This window comes from Micromonospora sp. M71_S20, assembly GCF_003664255.1.
In the GTDB taxonomy this organism is placed as follows: Bacteria; Actinomycetota; Actinomycetes; order Mycobacteriales; family Micromonosporaceae; genus Micromonospora.
The window spans coordinates 2949117-2969611 of record NZ_RCCV01000001.1; the positions used below are offsets into that span (position 1 = coordinate 2949117).

General features: G+C 70.0%; 17 protein-coding genes, 3 rRNA genes and 1 pseudogene. 13 read left to right on the forward strand and 8 right to left on the reverse strand.

All coding sequences use genetic code 11. The features are described from left to right. Positions 1 to 7: 7 nt before the first annotated feature. From DER29_RS13410 to DER29_RS13430, 6 genes and pseudogenes are all read right to left on the reverse strand, one after another. A pseudogene (locus DER29_RS13410) lies at positions 8 to 431 on the reverse strand (hypothetical protein). A 221-nt stretch (positions 432 to 652) separates the two neighbouring features. Then, a complete protein-coding gene (locus tag DER29_RS13415; protein ID WP_121397651.1) occupies positions 653 to 1180 on the reverse strand; it encodes a DUF6244 family protein in 528 nt (175 codons plus the stop codon). Between the two features lie 96 nt (positions 1181 to 1276). Next, entirely contained in the window at positions 1277 to 1777 is a 501-nt protein-coding gene (locus DER29_RS13420; RefSeq protein ID WP_199729257.1) for a DUF6098 family protein, read from the reverse strand. A 102-nt stretch (positions 1778 to 1879) separates the two neighbouring features. Beyond that, positions 1880 to 2938, reverse strand: coding sequence for a tryptophan--tRNA ligase (gene trpS, locus DER29_RS13425; protein ID WP_121397652.1), 1059 nt, complete (start codon positions 2936 to 2938; stop codon positions 1880 to 1882). An 87-nt stretch (positions 2939 to 3025) separates the two neighbouring features. After that, complete coding sequence (locus tag DER29_RS34525) at positions 3026 to 3202, reverse strand: hypothetical protein (RefSeq protein ID WP_199729260.1); 177 nt, start codon at positions 3200 to 3202, stop codon at positions 3026 to 3028. A 41-nt stretch (positions 3203 to 3243) separates the two neighbouring features. Beyond that, a complete protein-coding gene (locus DER29_RS13430; RefSeq protein WP_121397653.1) occupies positions 3244 to 3693 on the reverse strand; it encodes a PRC-barrel domain-containing protein in 450 nt (149 codons plus the stop codon). 122 nt (positions 3694 to 3815) lie between these two features. On the opposite strand from DER29_RS13430, the gene DER29_RS13435 reads away from it, so the two are divergent. From DER29_RS13435 to rrf, 6 genes are all read left to right on the forward strand, one after another. Further along, a complete protein-coding gene (locus tag DER29_RS13435) occupies positions 3816 to 4283 on the forward strand; it encodes a hypothetical protein (RefSeq protein WP_121397654.1) in 468 nt (155 codons plus the stop codon). Between the two features lie 234 nt (positions 4284 to 4517). Further along, positions 4518 to 4640 carry a hypothetical protein gene (locus DER29_RS35920; protein WP_255421035.1) on the forward strand — a complete coding sequence of 41 codons (123 nt, stop codon included), beginning with the start codon at positions 4518 to 4520 and terminating at the stop codon, positions 4638 to 4640. Between the two features lie 143 nt (positions 4641 to 4783). After that, positions 4784 to 5047: an SCO4848 family membrane protein gene (locus DER29_RS13440; protein ID WP_121397655.1), complete on the forward strand. Its 264-nt coding sequence runs from the start codon at positions 4784 to 4786 to the stop codon at positions 5045 to 5047. 1050 nt (positions 5048 to 6097) lie between these two features. Continuing rightward, a 16S ribosomal RNA gene (locus DER29_RS13445) occupies positions 6098 to 7611 on the forward strand. A 372-nt stretch (positions 7612 to 7983) separates the two neighbouring features. Next, a 23S ribosomal RNA gene (locus tag DER29_RS13450) occupies positions 7984 to 11096 on the forward strand. Positions 11097 to 11183: 87 nt separating this feature from the next. Beyond that, positions 11184 to 11300 (forward strand): 5S ribosomal RNA (rrf, locus tag DER29_RS13455). The 16S, 23S and 5S rRNA genes sit together here, the layout of an rRNA operon. Before the next feature lie 92 nt (positions 11301 to 11392). On the opposite strand, the gene DER29_RS34530 is transcribed toward rrf, so the two are convergent. Then, a complete protein-coding gene (locus tag DER29_RS34530; RefSeq protein WP_199729489.1) occupies positions 11393 to 13216 on the reverse strand; it encodes a hypothetical protein in 1824 nt (607 codons plus the stop codon). Positions 13217 to 13219: 3 nt separating this feature from the next. Between DER29_RS34530 and DER29_RS13460 the strand changes: the two genes are divergently transcribed. Further along, a complete protein-coding gene (locus tag DER29_RS13460; RefSeq protein ID WP_370040070.1) occupies positions 13220 to 14236 on the forward strand; it encodes a tetratricopeptide repeat protein in 1017 nt (338 codons plus the stop codon). Beyond that, complete coding sequence (locus DER29_RS13465; RefSeq protein ID WP_121397656.1) at positions 14233 to 15249, forward strand: HAD-IIA family hydrolase; 1017 nt, start codon at positions 14233 to 14235, stop codon at positions 15247 to 15249. Before DER29_RS13460 ends, DER29_RS13465 begins: the two co-directional genes overlap by 4 nt. A gap of 74 nt (positions 15250 to 15323) precedes the next feature. Here DER29_RS13465 and DER29_RS13470 read toward each other — a convergent pair whose 3' ends face one another. Further along, entirely contained in the window at positions 15324 to 15662 is a 339-nt protein-coding gene (locus DER29_RS13470; RefSeq protein ID WP_121399196.1) for an SCP2 sterol-binding domain-containing protein, read from the reverse strand. Between the two features lie 113 nt (positions 15663 to 15775). Here DER29_RS13470 and DER29_RS13475 point away from each other — a divergent pair, with 113 nt between their 5' ends. The 5 genes from DER29_RS13475 to recN all read left to right on the forward strand — a co-directional run bounded on the left by DER29_RS13475 (position 15776) and on the right by recN (position 20444). Beyond that, the gene (locus DER29_RS13475; protein ID WP_121397657.1) at positions 15776 to 16381 is read left to right on the forward strand and encodes a phasin family protein; all 606 of its coding nucleotides are present in this window, start codon (positions 15776 to 15778) and stop codon (positions 16379 to 16381) included. Positions 16382 to 16409: 28 nt separating this feature from the next. Continuing rightward, the gene (locus tag DER29_RS13480) at positions 16410 to 16718 is read left to right on the forward strand and encodes a hypothetical protein (protein WP_121397658.1); all 309 of its coding nucleotides are present in this window, start codon (positions 16410 to 16412) and stop codon (positions 16716 to 16718) included. A 22-nt stretch (positions 16719 to 16740) separates the two neighbouring features. Continuing rightward, on the forward strand, positions 16741 to 17601 hold the full coding sequence (locus DER29_RS13485) for a TlyA family RNA methyltransferase (RefSeq protein ID WP_121397659.1): 861 nt from the start codon (positions 16741 to 16743) through the stop codon (positions 17599 to 17601). Between the two features lie 73 nt (positions 17602 to 17674). Then, positions 17675 to 18559 carry an NAD kinase gene (locus tag DER29_RS13490; protein ID WP_121397660.1) on the forward strand — a complete coding sequence of 295 codons (885 nt, stop codon included), beginning with the start codon at positions 17675 to 17677 and terminating at the stop codon, positions 18557 to 18559. 127 nt (positions 18560 to 18686) lie between these two features. Continuing rightward, positions 18687 to 20444 (forward strand): DNA repair protein RecN, encoded by a 1758-nt coding sequence (gene recN, locus DER29_RS13495; RefSeq protein ID WP_121397661.1) that lies wholly within the window; start codon positions 18687 to 18689, stop codon positions 20442 to 20444. Positions 20445 to 20495 lie beyond the last annotated feature (51 nt).

The window sequence follows — 20495 nt, forward strand, 5'->3', positions numbered from 1 at the left end:
GCCTTCCTCAGTCCCGCCGGACGATCTCGATGATCGTGCCGTTCCGTGTGACCGCCACCAGTTTCCTTCAACGCCGGTACCGGCCAGTCGTCGAACTGTTTCCGCAGGGCGGCGAGGTCCCCCCGCCAGTCCTGGAGATTCAGCACCACGCGCTGCGTCTGGGCGTCCGTGATCTTCCTCGTGACCGCGCTTCCGATGGCACGGACCGAGGTGGTGGGACCGGGAGCGTAGCAATCGAAGACTTGCCCCTCGACCAGGTAATCCGGTGATCTTCCTGGATCGACGACATCGCCGGTGTTCCGCTGCGCATCGACGATCTCCTGCTTCGTCGGGTTCTGGTGCACCCGGTAGCCCCTGTCGGCGATCAGGTCGGCGGCCTCGTTCTCCAGTTCCAGGCTGCGGCGTTCCGTCGGTCTCTCCTTGGCCCGGATCGGGGTGCGTCGGCCGGTCGGCGTGCCGCCGGAGGTGCCGGTGGCCGGCTTGCTCCATGGCGTGGGGCTGTCCGTGTGGCCTTCGTGCGTCGGGTCCTCGTGCCTTGGGCCTTCGGGTGTTGGGCCGTGGTCGGCGGTGGCGGTGTCGTCCGTCGGCGTGGCGACGGTGGGGGCGGGGTCTGTGGTGGTGGGGCTGGCCGGGGTGGGGCCGCCAGCCCCGGTCAGTTTCCCGCCGACCCCAGTTGCCGGGCCTCGGCGATCGCCGTCTCGACCGCCTGTCGGGCGGTGGCGGTGCGTTGGACGACCAGCGTCAGGACCTGCGTGATCTGCTCCAGGGACTGGATGAGGGGTCCGGGTTGGCCGCCGTGCAGGACGGTGGTGACGAGTTGTCGTGTCTGGCCGACCTGGGCGATGGTGGCGGCGGCGGTGTCGCGGATGCCGTCGACGGCGTGGTGCACGGGTGTCAGGCCGGTGATCGTCTCGTGCGGGCTGGCTTCCTGCGGGACGGCCGCGGTGCTCTTCGTGGCCTCGCCGATCGTGGTCGCGAGGCTGCCCAGGCCGCCCCTGACGGTGGCGATGCCGTCGCGTATCCGGGTGAGGCCCGCCGCCACGGCGGCGAAGCCGGCGCCGGCGGCGCGCAGGGCCACTTCCTGCGCCTGGTTGTCGGCGGCGGACGCCAGTGTCTGCGCCCTGTCGACGCCGGTCGTGAGGGCGCGCAGTTCCCCGGTGATCTTCTCGATGTGTGACACGCGGCCGACTTCCCCCGATCGACGACGGTGCGGTACCCGAAGCTGAAACCTAGCGACAACCGCCCCGGGCCACCAGAGAGTTCGGTCCGGGGCGGATCAGTCGGCCCGGTGCAGCGGTCCCCACTCCGCCGACGCCTGCGCCTCGACCACCCGGTCCGCCTCCCGCAGCGCCCGCTCGGACACCCACGCGACCGGCCGGCGACACCGCACCAGCGGCTCGTTGTCCGGTCCCCGGCCGCGCTGCTCGCCGGCCAGCACCCAGGGACGTACGCCCGGGCCGCGTAGCCGACGCAGGTGGCAGTAGTCGTAGAGCCGCCGGGCCACCCAGAGCCGCAGCGGCCGATCGCCCCACCACGACTCGACGGCGAGCGGATTGGCGGAGAGGCCGGGCAGGTCGATGCCGGTCAGCGCGTCCTTGCTGGACTGCCCGGACCCGTGCTCGCCGGACAGGTCGACGCCGGGACCGCGGGACCACCGGACGTACAACTGCTCGCCGGGGGCCGCCTTCCGCAGCAGGTCGACGAGCTGGTCCAGCTCGTCGACGACCGGCATCACCGCCTCGTACCGGACCACACCCATGTGTTCCAGATGCCCCACCCGGAGCCACTCATTCATCCCGCTGCGACCGCTCCGCGCGATCCGGCCCGGTACCGGAGCAAGATCCCCGGTACCGGGCCGGACGCCGGTCGTACGACCGCTTCAGGCCGGCGTGGCCGTGGCCTTGCGGTGCCGCTCGGCCCGGCGGCGCACCTGCGTGTACGCGCTGGTCAGCCCCATCGCCCGGCGGACCTCGACGAGCGTCTGCCGCACCTCGTGGCGGGTCCGTTCCGTGCCCTCGAAGATCAGCTGGTCGACCAGCCCGGGCTCGGCCTCGATCCGGGTCCGGCGCTCCCGGATCGGGTCCAGGAACCGGTCGAGCGCGACGGCCAGTTTCTCCTTCACCTCCACGTCGCCGACCCGCCCGGCCCGGTAGCGCTCCTTGAGGTCGTCAACCTGCGCCCGATCGGGGTTGAAGATGTCGTGGTACGCGAAGACCGGGTTTCCCTCGACGGTGCCGGGCACGTCGGCGCGGATCCGGTTCGGGTCGGTGTACATGCCCATCACCGCGCGGCGGACCGTCGCCGAGTCGGCGGAGAGCGCGATCGTGTTGCCCAGGCTCTTGCTCATCTTCGCCCGGCCGTCCGTGCCGACCAGGGGCGGCGTCTCGGACGCGATCGTCTCGGGCACGGGGAACACCGCACCGTAGAGGTGGTTGAAGCGCCGGGCGATCTCCCGCGTCACCTCCACGTGCGCCGCGTTGTCCTTGCCGACCGGAACGACCTGTCCCTTCACGCAGAGGATGTCGGCGGCCTGGAGCACCGGGTACCCGAGCAGGCCGTACGGCATCTCCTCCTTGCCGGCGTCGCGCGCCATGTCCTTGAGCGAGGGCACGCGTTCCAGCCGGGGCACCGTGACCAGGTTCTGGAAGAGGGTGTTCAGGTCGCCGACCTCCGGGATGGCCGACTGGAGGTAGAAGGTGGCACGCTGCGGGTCGACGCCGGCGGCCAGGATGTCGGTGACCATCTCCCGGGCGTTGCCCGCGACCCGCTCGATGTCCTCGCGGGTGTTCCGCGTGGTGAGCATGTGCAGGTCGGCGATGATGAAGAAGCTCTCGTAGCGCTGGTGCAGCCGCACCCGGTTGGCGATGCTGCCGACGTAGTGGCCGAGGTGCAGCCGCCCGGTGGGGCGGTCCCCGGTGAGCATCCGTGCAACGGACATGGTGGTACGCCTTTCGTGCCTGGTGGACGAGGGTGTGCGCGGGCGCGCGCCGACCGGGGAGGTCATCCCGGGCCGGTCAGGGTCGGCTCAGTGAGCCGAACGCCATCGCGCGCCGTCGCGGAACCGCAGTCCACCGGCACGAAGTACGTCGATCATCCGCTCGCGGCCGTCGTCGGAGCGGGTCGGAGAGAGGGTCACGACACCGAGCGGGAGGCCGTCGACCGGGTCGACGACCTCCGGCGCGTAGCTGATCGGCCGGACCATGCCCCCACGGTAGCGGGTCCGGCCGTTTTCCGTGCCCGCGCTCAGCCCTGCCGGTAGCTCTCCCGGTAGTAGTCGCCGATCCGGTCCCGGTAGCCGGGCTCGCCGTACGCGTCCGGGTCGAAGGCCGGTGACTCCTTGACCTGCTCGCGGGTGCGGTCCACGTGCACCGTGCGGTCCAGGTGGTCCACCCGCGTCACCGTGCCGGCCGGCAGCAGGACCTTGCGGCCGAAGATCCACGGTCCGGTGTCCACCACCAGCCAACGGGCGTCGGTGTCGTCGCTGGCCTCGTCGACCGAGCCGATCCGCCCGTCGGTGGCCTCCACCCGGTAGCCGACCAGGTCGAGCGGGGTGCCGGGGCCGGGGGCGTCCGGTCCGTCGCCGCCGGACTTCGGCCCGTCCGGAGGGGCGGAGTCGGGGCTGGCCCCGGAGTACCCGCCGGCGAGGGCGGACGGGTCGCGCCAGGCCCAGGGATTGAACGTCGACGGCTGCACGGGTCACCTCCGATGACGGTCTGCGCCGGTCCCGGAACTCAGTGCCCCGCCCGCGCCCCCGGGAAACAACACGGCAATTCCTGGTTCTGGTGACGCATCTGCCGCAGAAAAGGGGGACACGGATGTACCGCACCATTCGTCGGCTCGGGGTCGTGCTCGCCGTCGCGCTCGGGCTGGTCGCCGGGGCCGGCGCAGCCGCGCAGGCGGCCGTCGTCAACCCGGTCACGCCGCAGTCGCTCTGCGGGCTCGGATACACGGTCCTGGACCAGGACCCGATCCGGCACGCGGAGACCGGCGCCCGGCTCGGCACCGTCTATCTGCTGCACAACCCGATGGTCGGCTACGGCTGCACGGTCACCGTCAAGTCCGCGTACGCGGGGGCGCTGACCCGCACGCAGGTCTACCTCGCCGCCCAGTACCTGCCCACCCAGACCGACGACGGCGACAAGCTCTGGGCGGCCGGACCGGCCCGGGCGTACGTCAAGGGCGGTTGCATCATCTGGGGTGGTTTCATGGCCGATCCGAGTGGCGCGATCCATTATCACGACCGGGCGAACCCCGCGATCGGTGGCATCGGCACCTGCTTCTGAGGGAGTGATTCGGGAGGTCCGCGATCTGCGGGCCTACCGTTTCCGGAATCCCGTCCGATTCGCCCACCGCAGTTTTGAAATGGCGAAAGAAACCGTCACTGCTCACCCCCTCTCCGGCCTTCGGCGCTGCCGCGCGCCCGACTTCGGGCCGGCCGTGGCCGGACTCTCGCCGGGCTTCGTCTGCCTGTTGCGCTTCGACCGGGGCACGGGCCACGACCGCAGGGTGTACGAGTGGTGCCCGCGCCGCGGTCGGCGTACGCGCTCGCCGGCGCCTGCGCCGGGGAGCCGGCAGCACAGCGACCCGCCGTGCCCGGCCTGCGCCACCCGGTCACCTTCCGGCAGCTCCGTCACCCCTGACCGTCGACGACGCCGGCCCCGGCTCCCGATCGTGGGGTCACCGGTTCCGTCGCTATCGGTGCCGGCGGTGGCGGGCCGCTGACCTGCGCCTCGGGCCGGCCGGCCGACCGGCCCGCCAGCTCGCGCTGGCATACTCGGCAGCCATGGTGTTGTCGCGCGGCTGGGCGCTCTTCCTCATCGGGGTCGGAATCTGGACCTGGGTGATCTGGCCGAGGTTCGCCGTCGCCATCTGGAAGGACCCGCAGTCCTGGTCCACCGGCACGATCGGGGAGTTCCCGGCCACCGGCTTCCTCTGGATCCATGCCCTGCTGATCGCGGCGTCCCTGCTCATCGGCACCACCGTGGGTGTGCTCGGCGTCCGGGCGTGGCGGGCGGCCCGCCGGCGCGCCGACCGCCAGGCATCCTGACCGACGCCAGAGGGCCACTCCACCACTCACTGGGTTGCACCGCCGCCGGGCCACTCCACCGGCCACTGCGGTGCACCGCCACTGGGCCACTCCATCACCCACTGCGGTGCACCGCCACCGGGCGACTCCACCGCGCACCCAGGCCGACCGTCACCGGACCGCTTCACCGCCACCGGGCCCGTTCCACGTCGGGGAAGGCGCACGACGAGCTGGCCACCTCCACGCTGGGGGAATACCGGCGGTCCATGGCGCGCTGACTACCTCCGTCGGCCACCCAGCGGCTGGCGTGTGCGGATCAGGCGCGACGGCCCCGGGTGTGGACCTCGGCAGGCGGCGACGCTGCCCGTGGCGGTGCCCTGCGACTGGGACGGAAGCGTCGCACTGCTGAGCAGGCCATATAGCGAGCGGGAAATGATGTGACCGGGGACGCTACCCCCGGATTTGACGTTCAAACCCGCAGACGCGTAACTTTCTCTCTGCCAGCGCGGAACGGGGCAAACAGGGCGAAAGTCCTGAGGCGCCGAACCGGACTGGCGCCGGGTCAGACGGGTCGAAATCCCGGACGACGCGGCCCCGGGCGGGGCTCGCCGGATCTGCTGCGAGGCGGATTTGGCGCAGCGAAGCCGACCGGGTAAGGTTCACGGCCGGCAGGGAACCGGGCGAGCTCGCGGGAAACCGCAGAGCGGCCGGTCTGCCAAATCCGATGATCAACGCGGCGGTTCGCTGCTGCGTGCGCTTGTCGGAGCCAACCCGTACGAAGCACGACAGACCGGGACAAACGGTTTGACACGGCGGAGACGGTGAGGTAACGTAGTAAAAGTGCCCGGCGCGAGAGCGGCGGGTGCGGTGAACGAAATGCCCCGGGTCGGGGGCTCCACGGTGTGGGGTTTCCGGGCGGTGTGTGGTTGTTCTTTGAGAACTCAACAGGGTGCTTGATAAGCCAGTGCCAAATTGATTTATACCCCGGACTGGCAAGCCATTCGTGGTTTGTTGGTCTTGGATTCCTTTGGCAACACTTTTTGTTGCCGGGATGACTGTTTCAACAAGTTTTTGTTGGAGAGTTTGATCCTGGCTCAGGACGAACGCTGGCGGCGTGCTTAACACATGCAAGTCGAGCGGAAAGGCCCTTCGGGGTACTCGAGCGGCGAACGGGTGAGTAACACGTGAGCAACCTGCCCTAGGCTTTGGGATAACCCCGGGAAACCGGGGCTAATACCGAATAGGACCACCGGTCGCATGGTTGGTGGTGGAAAGTTTTTCGGCCTGGGATGGGCTCGCGGCCTATCAGCTTGTTGGTGGGGTGATGGCCTACCAAGGCGACGACGGGTAGCCGGCCTGAGAGGGCGACCGGCCACACTGGGACTGAGACACGGCCCAGACTCCTACGGGAGGCAGCAGTGGGGAATATTGCACAATGGGCGGAAGCCTGATGCAGCGACGCCGCGTGAGGGATGACGGCCTTCGGGTTGTAAACCTCTTTCAGCAGGGACGAAGCGTAAGTGACGGTACCTGCAGAAGAAGCGCCGGCCAACTACGTGCCAGCAGCCGCGGTAAGACGTAGGGCGCGAGCGTTGTCCGGATTTATTGGGCGTAAAGAGCTCGTAGGCGGCTTGTCGCGTCGACTGTGAAAACCCGCAGCTCAACTGCGGGCCTGCAGTCGATACGGGCAGGCTAGAGTTCGGTAGGGGAGACTGGAATTCCTGGTGTAGCGGTGAAATGCGCAGATATCAGGAGGAACACCGGTGGCGAAGGCGGGTCTCTGGGCCGATACTGACGCTGAGGAGCGAAAGCGTGGGGAGCGAACAGGATTAGATACCCTGGTAGTCCACGCTGTAAACGTTGGGCGCTAGGTGTGGGGGGCCTCTCCGGTTCCCTGTGCCGCAGCTAACGCATTAAGCGCCCCGCCTGGGGAGTACGGCCGCAAGGCTAAAACTCAAAGGAATTGACGGGGGCCCGCACAAGCGGCGGAGCATGCGGATTAATTCGATGCAACGCGAAGAACCTTACCTGGGTTTGACATGGCCGCAAAACTCGCAGAGATGTGAGGTCCTTCGGGGGCGGTCACAGGTGGTGCATGGCTGTCGTCAGCTCGTGTCGTGAGATGTTGGGTTAAGTCCCGCAACGAGCGCAACCCTCGTTCGATGTTGCCAGCGCGTTATGGCGGGGACTCATCGAAGACTGCCGGGGTCAACTCGGAGGAAGGTGGGGATGACGTCAAGTCATCATGCCCCTTATGTCCAGGGCTTCACGCATGCTACAATGGCCGTACAATGGGCTGCGATACCGTGAGGTGGAGCGAATCCCAAAAAGCCGGTCTCAGTTCGGATCGGGGTCTGCAACTCGACCCCGTGAAGTCGGAGTCGCTAGTAATCGCAGATCAGCAACGCTGCGGTGAATACGTTCCCGGGCCTTGTACACACCGCCCGTCACGTCACGAAAGTCGGCAACACCCGAAGCCGGTGGCCCAACCCTTGTGGAGGGAGCCGTCGAAGGTGGGGCTGGCGATTGGGACGAAGTCGTAACAAGGTAGCCGTACCGGAAGTGCGGCTGGATCCACCTCCTTTCTAAGGAGCACCTTCACCCGAAAGGGTGCAAGGAGCCCGCGACCTGCGAATGTCGGGTCGGGGTGCTCAATGGCGGAGACACTGGCGAGTTGGATGCCGGCAACGGCCGGGATACCTAGTACGGCCACCTTCGGGTTGGTGTGGAACGGTTCCTCCTGGTGCGGCTGGGTTTGGCGACAAAGCACCCTGTTGGGTCCTGAAGGAACAACCGTTGGTTGTCTTTCAGAGGCTGGTTCGGAGTTTGAACTCCGGAAGCTTGCCAGGCATGGCCTGGTCTCGCATACCGATCACTGTGGTGGTGCTGGTGTGGGGCTGTGGGTTGTGGGTTGGTCGTTTGTTGAGAATTGCACAGTGGACGCGAGCATCCTTTGTGGTCAAGTTGTCAAGGGGCGAACGGTGGATGCCTTGGCACCAGGAGCCGATGAAGGGACGTGGGAGGCCGCGATAGGCCTGGGGGAGCTGTCAACCAAGCTGTGATCCCAGGGTGTCCGAATGGGGAAACCTGGCTGGAGTCATGTCCAGTCACCCACACCTGAACACATAGGGTGTGTGGGGGGAACGCGGGGAAGTGAAACATCTCAGTACCCGTAGGAAGAGAAAACAAATAGTGATTCCGTGAGTAGTGGCGAGCGAAAGCGGATTGAGGCTAAACCGGCTGCGTGTGATACCTGTCAGGGGTTGCGTGGTTGGGGTTGTGGGACCCTGCTGAACAAGCTGACACTTGTTCGAGAAGTTACAAAGCCAGTTGCTAGCCGAACAGTCTGGAAAGGCTGACCGTAGGCGGTGAGAGTCCGGTAGGTGAAAGTGGCTGGTCTTCTGTGGGTGTTCCCGAGTAGCGGCGGACCCCTGTAATCTGCCGTGAATCTGCCAGGACCACCTGGTAAGCCTAAATACTTCCTGGTGACCGATAGCGGACGAGTACCGTGAGGGAATGGTGAAAAGTACCCCGGGAGGGGAGTGAAATAGTAACCTGAAACCGTTCGCCTACAATCCGTCGGAGCCTTGCGGGGTGACGGCGTGCCTTTTGAAGAATGAGCCTGCGAGTTAGTGGCATGTGGCGAGGTTAACCCGTGTGGGGGAGCCGTAGCGAAAGCGAGTCTGAATAGGGCGTTCAGTCGCGTGTCCTAGACCCGAAGCGGAGTGATCTAGCCATGGGCAGGCTGAAGCGCGGGTAAGACCGCGTGGAGGGCCGAACCCACCAACGTTGAAAAGTTGGGGGATGACCTGTGGTTAGGGGTGAAAGGCCAATCAAACTCCGTGATAGCTGGTTCTCCCCGAAATGCATTTAGGTGCAGCGTCGCGTGTTTCTTGCCGGAGGTAGAGCACTGGATGGTCTAGGGGGCCCACAAGCTTACCGAAATCAGCCAAACTCCGAAATGCCGGTAAGTGAGAGCGCGGCAGTGAGACTGCGGGGGATAAGCTTCGTAGTCGAGAGGGAAACAGCCCAGATCACCAGCTAAGGCCCCTAAGCGTGTGCTAAGTGGAAAAGGATGTGGGGTCGCATAGACAACCAGGAGGTTGGCTTAGAAGCAGCCACCCTTTAAAGAGTGCGTAATAGCTCACTGGTCAAGTGGTTCCGCGCCGACAATGTAGCGGGGCTCAAGCACACCGCCGAAGCTGTGGCATTCACATTTTTACCTCGCTTGGACTTGATTCCTTGTGCAGGTGTGTGGATGGGTAGGGGAGCGTCGTGCCGGGGGTGAAGCAGCGGGGTGACCCAGTTGTGGACGCGGCACGAGTGAGAATGCAGGCATGAGTAGCGAAAGAAGGGTGAGAAACCCTTCCGCCGGATGACCAAGGGTTCCAGGGCCAGGCTAATCCGCCCTGGGTGAGTCGGGACCTAAGGCGAGGCCGAGAGGCGTAGTCGATGGACAACGGGTTGATATTCCCGTACCCGCGAAAGAGCGTCCCTGATGAACCTCGTTGTGCTAACCACCCGAACTTGGGGCGGTCTTCGGACCAAACTGGGGGAGCGTGGGAACCTGGCGGGTAGTAGTCAAGCGATGGGGTGACGCAGGAAGGTAGCTGAGCCCGGCCGGTGGTTGTGCCGGGGTAAGCGTGTAGGCCGTGTTGTAGGCAAATCCGCAACACATGAAGGCTGAGACGTGATGCCGAGCCGATTCAGGTGAAGTCAGTGATCCTATGCTGCCGAGAAAAGCCTCTAGCGAGTTCTTAGCGGCCCGTACCCCAAACCGACACAGGTGGTCAGGTAGAGAATACCGAGGCGATCGGGCGAACTGTGGTTAAGGAACTCGGCAAATTGCCCCCGTAACTTAGGGAGAAGGGGGGCCGGAGACGTGAAGCCCCACGCGGGTGGAGCGTTGTATGGCCGCAGAGAGCAGGGGGAAGCGACTGTTTACTAAAAACACAGGTCCATGCGAAGAAGTAATTCGATGTATATGGACTGACGCCTGCCCGGTGCTGGAACGTTAAGGGGACCTGTTAGCTCTTCGGGGCGAAGCGGAGAACTTAAGCGCCAGTAAACGGCGGTGGTAACTATAACCATCCTAAGGTAGCGAAATTCCTTGTCGGGTAAGTTCCGACCTGCACGAATGGCGTAACGACTTCCCCACTGTCTCAACCACAGGCCCGGCGAAATTGCATTACGAGTAAAGATGCTCGTTACGCGCGGCAGGACGGAAAGACCCCGGGACCTTTACTATAGCTTGACATTGGTATCCGAATTAGCTTGTGTAGGATAGGTGGGAGCCGGTGAAGTCCATACGCCAGTATGGGTGGAGGCAATCTTGAAATACCACTCTGGTTGATTTGGGTATCTAACTTCGGACCGTTATCCGGTTCAGGGACAGTGTCTGGTGGGTAGTTTAACTGGGGCGGTTGCCTCCTAAAGGGTAACGGAGGCGCCCAAAGGTTCCCTCAGCCTGGTTGGCAATCAGGTGTTGAGTGCAAGTACACAAGGGAGCTTGACTGTGAGACTGACAGGTCGAGCAGGGACGAAAGTCGGGACTAGTGATCCGGCACTTGCGAGTGGAAGCGGTGTCGCTCAACGGATAAAAGGTACCCCGGGGATAACAGGCTGATCTTCCCCAAGAGTCCATATCGACGGGATGGTTTGGCACCTCGATGTCGGCTCGTCGCATCCTGGGGCTGTAGCAGGTCCCAAGGGTTGGGCTGTTCGCCCATTAAAGCGGTACGCGAGCTGGGTTTAGAACGTCGTGAGACAGTTCGGTCCCTATCCGCCGTGCGCGTAGGATACTTGAGAAGGGCTGTCCCTAGTACGAGAGGACCGGGACGGACGAACCTCTGGTGTGCCAGTTGTCCCGCCAGGGGCACGGCTGGTTAGCTACGTTCGGAAGGGATAACCGCTGAAAGCATCTAAGCGGGAAGCTCGCTTCAAGATGAGGTATCCCACCCACCTTTGGTGGGGTAAGGCCCCCAGCTAGACGACTGGGTTGATAGGCCGGAAATGTAAGCCCGGTAACGGGTTCAGTTGACCGGTACTAATAGGCCGAGGACTTGACTACCAAGCTGCTACGCGTCCACTGTGCAACTCTCGATAAACGAACAACAGACCACTCGTGTTGTGGTGTTGTTTGACATGTCGATAGAGTTACGGCGGTCATGGCGGAGGGGAAACGCCCGGTCACATTCCGAACCCGGAAGCTAAGCCCTCCAGCGCCGATGGTACTGCACTCGGGAGGGTGTGGGAGAGTAGGACACCGCCGGACAACTTTTCCAGTCGAGGGCCGCCCCATCCGGGTCGGCCCTCGACTGCGTTAGCGTCGTGGGTGACGCAATGAGGAAGGATGTACCTGTGAGTTCAGGATCGCAGGGCGGAGATCGTCCCCGTCGCTACGAAGACCGTTCGGGTGGGCGCGAGGGAGCACCGCGCCGCGACGACCGGCCCCCGTACCGGGAGGACCGGGGCGGCCAGCGCGGCGGGTACGCTGGCGGCAACCGTCGTGACGGTGACTCCCGTGGTGGCGACTCCCGTGGTGGCGACCGCCGAGAGGGCGGCTTCCGGTCCGGTCCGCGTGACGGAGACTCCCGCGGTGGTGGCGCCCCTCGTCGGGACGCCGGCGACCGCCAGGGCGGCTTCCGCGGCGACCGTGAGGGCTTCCGGGGCGGAGACCGCCGCGAAGGTGGCTTCCGTCGGGACGGTGACGAGCGATCCGGCGGCTACCGCGGCGGCGACCGCCGTGAGGGTGGCGACCGTCCGGGCGGCTTCCGTGGGGGCGACCGCGACGGTGGTTTTCGCGGTGGTGACCGTCGTGAGGGTGGTTTCCGTTCGGGTCCGCCGCGTGAGGGTGGCTTCCGTGGCGGTGACCGTCGTGAGGGTGGCGACCGTCCGGGCGGCTTCCGTGGGGGCGACCGCGACGGTGGTTTCCGTGGTGGTGACCGCGAGGGTGGTTTCCGTGGCGGCGAGCGTCGTGAGGGTGGTTTCCGTTCGGGTCCGCCGCGTGAGGGTGGCTTCCGTGGCGGTGACCGTCGCGAGGGTGGTGACCGTCCGGGTGGCTACCGGGGCGGTGACCGCGAGGGCGGTTTCCGCGGCGGCGACCGGCGCGAGGGCGGCGACCGCCAGGGTGGCTACCGTGGCGGCGAGCGCCGCGAGGGTGGTGACCGTCCGGGTGGTTTCCGCGGTGGTGACCGTCGTGAGGGTGGTTTCCGTTCGGGTCCGCCGCGTGAGGGTGGCTTCCGTGGCGGTGACCGTCGCGAGGGTGGTGACCGCGAGGGCGGTTTCCGTGGCGGCGAGCGTCGTGAGGGTGGTTTCCGTTCGGGTCCGCCGCGTGAGGGTGGCTTCCGCCGCGAGGGTGGCGACCGCCCGGCCGGTTTCCGTGGTGGCGACCGCCCGGCCGGTTTCCGTGGTGGTGACCGCGAGGGCGGCTTCCGCGGTGGGGATCGCCGTGAGGGTGGCGACCGTCCGGGTGGCTTCCGTGGTGGTGACCGCGAGGGTGGTTTCCGCGGTGGCGACCGTCGCGAGGGCGACCGTCCGGGTGGCTTCCGTGGCAGTGACCGCGAGGGCGGTTACCGCGGTGGCGATCGCCGTGAGGGTGGTGACCGTCCGGGCGGTTTCCGTGGCGGCGAGCGTCGTGAGGGTGGTTTCCGTTCGGGTCCGCCGCGTGAGGGTGGCTTCCGTCGCGAGGGTGGCGACCGTCCGGGCGGTTTCCGTGGCGGTGACCGCGAGGGCGGCTTCCGTGGCGGCGACCGTGACGGTGGCTTCCGTGGCGGTGAGCGTCGCGAGGGCGGCGACCGCCAGGGCGGGTACCGTCGCGAGGGTGGCGACCGGCCGGGTGGCTACCGTGGCGGTGACCGCGAGGGCGGCTACCGCGGTGGCGACCGGCAGGGTGGCTTCCGTGGCGGTGACCGCGAGGGCGGCTACCGCGGTGGCGACCGGCAGGGTGGCTTCCGTGGCGGTGACCGCGAGGGCGGCTACCGGGGTGGAGAACGGCAGGATGACCGTCGTGAGGGCGGCTTCCGGGGCGGAGAGCGTCGCGACGAGCGGCGGGAGCGTCCGGCGGCGGAGGGGGAGCGTACGGCGGCCCCCGCGCTGCCCGACGAGATCGTCGCGACCGACCTCGACAAGGACGTCCGGGCCGAGCTGCTCTCGCTGGCGAAGCCGGTCGCCGAGACGGTCGCCCGGCACCTGGTGGCGACGGGTCAGCTGATCGACGAGGACCCGACCGAGGCGCTGGCGCACGCGCTGGCGGCCCGTCGGCTGGCGTCCCGGATCGCTGCCGTCCGCGAGGCCGTCGGCCTGGCCGCGTACCACGCGGGGGAGTGGCAGACCGCGATCGCGGAGCTGCGTACGTACCACCGGATGAGCGGGTTGCAGAGCCACCTGGCGGTGCTCGCGGACTGCGAGCGGGCGCTGGGCCGGCCCGAGCGGGCGATCGACCTGTTCCGTGGCGCGGACCGGGAGAAGCTGGATCAGGCCGTGGCGACCGAGCTGCTGATCGTGGCGGCCGGGGCGCGCGGCGACCTAGGCCAGAAGGACGCCGCCGTGGCCATGCTCCAGGTTCCCGAGCTGACGGCCGAGACGGCCGAGCCGTGGACGGCCCGGCTGCGGTACGCGTACGCCGACGCGCTGCTCGCGGTCGGTCGTCGCGACGAGGCCCGCGAGTGGTTCTCCCGGGCCGCCGACGTCGACACCGAGGGCGAGACCGACGCCGCCGAGCGGCTGCTGGAGCTCGACGGCGTGCTGATCGAGGGCGACGAGGAGGACGAGGAGTCCGCCGAGTCGATCGCCGCCGGCCCCGGCGCCCCGGGTGCGGTGCCGGCCCGACCGGACGCCGACCTCGCCGGCGACACGGAGCCGACCGCCGACGAAGACGACGCCGACGAGGACGACGCCGAGGACGAGGACGACGAGGACGACCTCGACGACGAGGACGACGAGGACGACCTCGACGACGAGGACGACGAGGACGACCTCGACGACGAGGACCTCGACGACGAGGACCTCGAAGACGAAGACGACGACGAGGACGACGAGCAGGACGAGGCCGCGGTCGCGGCGGTGCCGTCGGACGACCTGGCCGACGACGAGCTGACCGACGACGAGGCGGGCGCCGTCGCCGCCGGGACGCCCGGCGACGGCAGCGGGACCGCCACCGACGGTGGCGAGCCCACCGCCTCCGGCGAGTCGGAGACCGCGCGGCGATGACGACGGGTGCCGGGGAGCGGCTGGTCGACGGGTACGCCCTGGTCGTCTTCGACCTGGACGGCGTGATCTACCTGATCGACCGGCCGGTCCCCGGTGCGGTCGAGGCGGTCGGCCGGCTGCACGCCGAGGGCCGGTCGGTGGCGTACGCGACCAACAACGCCTCGCGCCGCTCCAGCGAGGTGGCCGACCTGCTCACCGGGATGGGCGTGCCCGCCCGGCCCGAGGAGGTGCTCACCTCCGCGGCGGCCGCCGCCGAGCTGCTTCGCGATCAGCTTCCCGCTGGCGCTCCGGTGCTGGTCGTCGGCACCGAGGCGCTGCGGGCCGAGCTGCGCGCGGTCGGGCTGACCCCGGTGTCGCGGGCCGACGAGTCGCCGGTCGCGGTGGTGCAGGGGTTCGGCCCGCAGGTCTGCTGGGCGGACCTGGCCGAGGCGTCGGTGGCCGTACGCGGCGGCGCGACCTGGGTCGCCACCAACACCGACCCGGCCCTGCCCAGCGGTCGCGGACCGCTGCCGGGCAACGGTGCCCTGGTCGCCGTGCTGCGCACCGCGCTCCGCCGGGATCCCGACGTGGTCGTCGGCAAGCCCGAGCCGGCGCTGTTCACCACGGCGGCCCGCCGTGCCGGCGAGGGCCGGACGCTGCTGGTCGGCGACCGGCTGGACACCGACATCGAGGGTGCCCGGCGGGCCGGGCTGGACAGCCTGCTGGTGCTCACCGGCGTGAGTGACGCGGCCGAGCTGCTCGCCGCCCCGGCGCACCGCAGGCCGACGTACGTCTCGATGGACCTGGCGGGGCTCTTCGACCCGGCGGCCGTGGTGCGGGTCCCGGGCCCGGCCGACGCCGGCGGATGGTCGGTGGCCTCGCGGGACGACGCGCTGGAGCTGTCCGGGTCGGGCCGCCCGCTGGACGCCCTGGCGGCGCTCTGCGCGGCCGCCTGGTCGACGCGGCCGGCGCCGATCCGTCCCGGCTCGGTCGAGGCGGAGAAGGCACTGGCCGAACTCGGCCTGTCGGGCTGACGTCCGCCGGCACCACCGGTCGGAGATGCGCTGCGCGTCGGCGGGGCCGACCGCCCCGCCCCGCGCCGGTGACCTCAGAGCAGCTTGCGCAGCTTCATCAGGTCGAGCGGGTTGGCCTTGATCGACACCCGCCGGGACGTGACCGCGCGGGTGATGTCGAGTTCGCCGCGGACCAGTGCGAGCAGGTCGTCGCTGCTGGTGCTCAGCGCGATCTTGGCCTTCGGGTCGTCGCCGTCGGCCAGGTCGACCAGGCGGCCGCCGGAGAGCCGGCCGTGGAAGGCCGTCTCCAGGTCGGTGATCCGGCAGGCCAGCGTCCGGTCGAAGTCGACCTTCTCCCGCACCGTCTCCGCGTTGCGGTCCAGCCGGGCCGCCAGATCCCGCAACGCCTGCCGGCATTCGTCCACGCTGGCCACGATCGCCCCCTCACCGCTCGCCACGCCGTCCCCGGCACCGTACCGCACAGGGCGTCGTGAGGTCCCCGGTAGCGTGGCACCTGCACACCCCCGCCCCGCGGAAGGAATCAGGCATGCAGGACGCGTGGCGCGCCTACCTCGAGCTGGCCATGGGCCTGACGGAGGCGCCCCGGAAGAAGGCCCAGGACGCGGTTCGCCGGGTCGTCGGCTCGGGCGGGGCGACCGCCGCCCAGCTGCAGACCCTCGCCGAGGAGCTGGTCTCCACGGGCGCGGCCAACCGTGAGGCGCTGACCAAGCTGGTGCGGTTCGAAGTGGACCGGGCCCTCGGCGCGGTGGGGCTCGCCACCGCCGACGAGGTCGCCGAGCTGACCCGACGGGTGCACGAACTGGAGCGCCAGCTCCGGGACGCCAGGGCGACCCTCGGCGCCCCGCCGCCCGTGCCCGCCGGCACCGCGGAGCCGGCGCACCCGGTGCCCGCCGGTGCCGGGCCGTCGCCCGCCCCGGGCGCCGCCGAGCCGGCCGTACCGACCTCGGCGGCCCCCGCCCCGGTGGCGAGGCCGGCCGTCGCGAAGAAGGCGCTGGCCAAGAAGGCGGTCGCGAAGAAGGCGGTGGCCAAGCGGACGCCGTCGGCCCTCGCCCCGACCGAGGACGCCGCGGAGCCGGTCCGGCCGGCGAAGAAGGCACCGGCCCGCAAGCGGCCGCCGGAGGGCGAGGCGTGACGCGCCCGGCCCTCGCCGGGGGCGGGTCGTGAGCGGCCCCTTCCGGCCCGGCCCGCCACCCGGCGCCCGCCCCGGCCCGCCGGGTGCCGGCCACGGCCCGGCGACCGGTGCCTTCCGCCCCGGCCCGCCGCCCGGGGCCCGGCCGGGCCCGCGCCCCGGTCCGCCGTCGCTGCCGGAACCAGTCGAGGACCTCGGCGAGGACCGGCATCCCGCGGTGGACGCCGCCGTACGGGCGATGGCCAACGCCGCGACACTCGCCCCGGCCGACCAGATCGCGCAGTACGAGGCGGCGTACGAGACGCTGCGGGAAACCCTCGCCACCATCGACCAGACCTGACCCGACCGGAGAAGAACCACGCATGGCACGTCGTAACCGGCTGGACGCCGAACTCGTCCGCCGCGGGCTGGCCCGGTCCCGGGAACAGGCCGCCGCGCTGGTGGAGGCCGGCCGGGTCCAGTTGCGCGGCGTACCGGCCCGCAAGCCCGCCGCGATGGTCGACCCCGCCGATCCACTCCTGGTCACCGGCGAGGACCCCAGCGCGGAGTACGTCTCCCGGGGCGGACACAAACTGGCCGGCGCATTGGCCGCCTTCGCCCCCGGTGGGCTGACGGTGGCCGGCCGGCGGTGCCTGGACGCGGGCGCCTCCACCGGCGGCTTCACCGACGTGCTGCTGCGCGCCGACGCGGCCGAGGTGGTCGCGGTCGACGTCGGCTACGGGCAGCTCGCCTGGCCGCTGCGCAACGATCCCCGGGTGCGGGTCTTCGAGCGCACCAACGTCCGTACGCTGACGCCGGAGGTCGTCGACGGCCCGGTCGACCTCACGGTCGCCGACCTGTCGTTCATCTCCCTGCGGTTGGTGCTGCCGGCGCTGGCCGGCTGCACCCGGCCCGACGGTGACCTGGCGCTGATGGTGAAGCCGCAGTTCGAGGTCGGCAAGGAGCGGGTCGGCGCCGGCGGGGTGGTCCGGGACCCGTCGCTGCGCGCGGAGGCCGTGCTCGACGTGGCCGCCGCGGCGGCCCGGCTCGACCTCGGCCTGGCCGACGTGGCCGCGAGTCCGTTACCGGGGCCGAGCGGCAACGTCGAGTTCTTCGTATGGTTACGCCGGGGCGCACCGCCGGCCGACCCGGAGCGGGTGCGCGCGGTGGTGACCGCCGGGCCGGGTGGTCCGGTGCCGTCCGGCGACCTGCCGGACGCGGCGACGGAGGAGGTGGCCGGGTGAGTGAGCTGGCGAGCCCCGCGGTCGCGGGCGTGCCGCGCGGAGGCCGCGCGGGCGTGACGGGACGGCCGTCCCGGTGAGCCGCGCGGCGCTGCTGGTGACGCACACCGGTCGCCGGCGCAGCACCGAGCACGCCCGCGCCGTCGCCGCCGACCTGATCTCGGCCGGCTTCGAGGTGCGGGTCGTGGCCGAGGAGGCCGACGACCTCGACCTGCCCGGGGTGGTGCCGATGACCGGCCCCGAGGCGGCCGAGGGCGCGGAGATCGTCTTCGCGCTCGGCGGGGACGGCACCTTCCTGCGGGCGGCGGAGCTGGCCCGCCCGGCGAAGGTGCCGCTGATCGGCATCAACCTCGGCAAGGTCGGCTTCCTCGCCGAGGCCGAGATCGACGACCTGGACAGCGCGGTACGCGACGTGGTCGAGCGTAACTACACCGTCGACGAGCGGCTCACCCTCGACGTGACGGCCGAGTTCGACGGCGGCCCGACCATCGAGTCCTGGGCGCTCAACGAGATCAGCGTCGAGAAGGGCGAGCGCGCCCAGATGCTGGAGCTGCTCGTCGACGTGGACGGCCGCCCGCTGTCGCGCTACGGCTGCGACGGCGTGGTCTGCGCGACCCCCACCGGCTCGACGGCGTACGCGTTCTCCGGCGGCGGGCCGGTGGTCTGGCCCGAGGTGGAGGCCCTGCTGCTGGTGCCGATCAGCGCGCACGCGCTGTTCAGCCGGCCGCTGGTCACCGCGCCCACCTCCACGTTCGCCATCACGGTCGACCCGTTCACCACCCTCGCCGTGATGTCCTGCGACGGCCGGCGGGTCTACGACCTGCCGCCCGGGGCACGGGTCACCGTGCGGCGCGGCGCGCTGCCGGTGCGCGTCGTACGGCTGCGGGACCGCCCGTTCACCGACCGGCTGGTGGCGAAGTTCGACCTGCCCGTGCACGGCTGGCGCGGCAACCGCCGGTGACCCGGGGGCCCGGGCGGCGCCGACGGGCCGCACCCGGGCTGCCCCGGCGGGGTGTCGGCGGGCGGACGCACCGGCGCGCCCACGCCGGCTGGTCAAGTGTCGGGGGCCGCGTCTACTGTCGGTTGCTGTGCTGGAAGAGCTGCGCATCACCGGACTGGGCGTCATCGAGGACACCACGCTGCCGCTGACCGGCGGCATGAACGTCATCACCGGCGAGACCGGGGCGGGGAAGACCATGGTGGTCACCGGCCTCGGCCTGCTCTTCGGCGGGCGCGCCGACGCCGGCCGGGTGCGCGCCCAGCCGGGCCGGGCGGTGGTCGAGGGCCGGCTGCGGCTCGAGGGCCGCGTCGCCGCCACGGTGCACGCGCGGATCACCGACGCGGGCGGTGAGCCCGACGAGGACGGCTCGGTGCTGCTGAGTCGCACCGTCACGGTGGAGGGCCGCTCCCGGGCGCACCTGGGCGGCCGGAGCATGCCGGTGTCGATGCTCGGCGAGGTGGGCGAGCAGGCGGTGGCCGTGCACGGCCAGTCCGACCAGCTGCGGCTGCTGCGGCCGGCCGAGCAGCGGGCCGCGCTGGACCGCTTCGCCGGCCCGGAGCACGAGAAGCTGCTCGACGCGCTGCGCGAGGCGTACGCCCGCTGGCGCGCGGTGGTCGACGACCTGACCGACCGGCGGCGCAACGCCCGCGAGCGCAACCAGGAGGCGGACCTGCTGCGGCTCGGCCTCGACGAGATCACCCGGGTGGACCCGCAGCCCGGCGAGGACGACGAGCTGAAGGCGGAGGCGCAGCGGCTGGAGCACGCCGAGGGGCTGCGCACCGCGGCGCAGGTGGCCCACCAGTGCGTGGCCGGCGGCGTGGAGGCGACCGACGAGACCCCGGACGCGGCGGCGTTGCTCGGCACCGCCCGCCGCACCCTGGAGGCGCAGGCCGGCACGGACCCGGCGCTGGGTGAGCTGGCGGGGCGGCTGGAGGAGGCGGCGACCCTCGTCACGGACGTCTCCGCCGAGCTGTCGGCCTACCTCGCCGCGTTGGACGCCGACCCGGCCCGGTTGCAGACCGTCTACGAGCGGCGGGCGGCGCTGCGCGCGCTCACCCGCAAGTACGCCGACGACGTCGACGGGGTGATCGCCTGGGCCGAGCACGCCCGCACCCGGCTGTCCGACCTGGACACCTCCGACGACCTGCTGGAGGAGCTGGACCGGGAGGCCTCCCGGCTGGCCGGCGAGGTGGCCGACCTGGCCGGCCGGGTGTCGACGTCGCGGCAGGAGGCGGCGACCCGCTTCGCCGAGCAGGTCACCGTGGAGCTGGCCGGGCTGGCCATGCCGCACGCCCGGATCGAGGTGGCGGTGCTGCCCCGCGCGGCCGGCCGCACCGAGCCGACCCTGACGGTCAACGGCACCGAGGTCGGCGTCGGCCCGGACGGCGGCGACGAGGTCGAGCTGCGGCTGCTGGCCCACCCGGGCGCGCCCTCGCTGCCGTTGCAGCGCGGCGCCTCCGGCGGCGAGCTGTCCCGGGTGATGCTCGCCATCGAGGTGGTCTTCGCCGGCTCGGGCGGTCCGCCCACGCTGGTCTTCGACGAGGTCGACGCCGGGGTCGGCGGCCAGGCCGCGGTGGAGATCGGCCGGCGGTTGGCCCGGCTGGCCCGCAGCCACCAGGTGCTGGTCGTCACGCACCTGCCGCAGGTGGCCGCCTTCGCCGACCGGCACCTGGTGGTGGCGAAGGACACGGGCGGGGCGGTCACCACGAGCGGGGTCCGGGTGGTGGAGGACACCGAGCGCGCCCGGGAACTCGCCCGCATGCTCGCGGGTTTGCCCGACTCCGACCTGGGTATCGCCCACGCCGAGGAGCTTCTCGCCGTGGCGGCCCGCGAAAGGCGCCCGTGAGGCCGGCGATTGTGAGCACAGGCACACCAGCCTGCGCGTTAGTGTGCTTCC

Coding starts and splice junctions, on each gene's coding strand:
- trpS (WP_121397652.1), bottom strand. CDS start 2,938: ATGTCCGTTGCACGGATGCTCACCGGGGACCGCCCCACCGGGCGGCTG.
- DER29_RS34525 (WP_199729260.1), bottom strand. CDS start 3,202: ATGGTCCGGCCGATCAGCTACGCGCCGGAGGTCGTCGACCCGGTCGAC.
- DER29_RS13435 (WP_121397654.1), top strand. CDS start 3,816: ATGTACCGCACCATTCGTCGGCTCGGGGTCGTGCTCGCCGTCGCGCTC.
- DER29_RS13440 (WP_121397655.1), top strand. CDS start 4,784: ATGGTGTTGTCGCGCGGCTGGGCGCTCTTCCTCATCGGGGTCGGAATC.
- DER29_RS13465 (WP_121397656.1), top strand. CDS start 14,233: ATGACGACGGGTGCCGGGGAGCGGCTGGTCGACGGGTACGCCCTGGTC.
- DER29_RS13475 (WP_121397657.1), top strand. CDS start 15,776: ATGCAGGACGCGTGGCGCGCCTACCTCGAGCTGGCCATGGGCCTGACG.
- DER29_RS13485 (WP_121397659.1), top strand. CDS start 16,741: ATGGCACGTCGTAACCGGCTGGACGCCGAACTCGTCCGCCGCGGGCTG.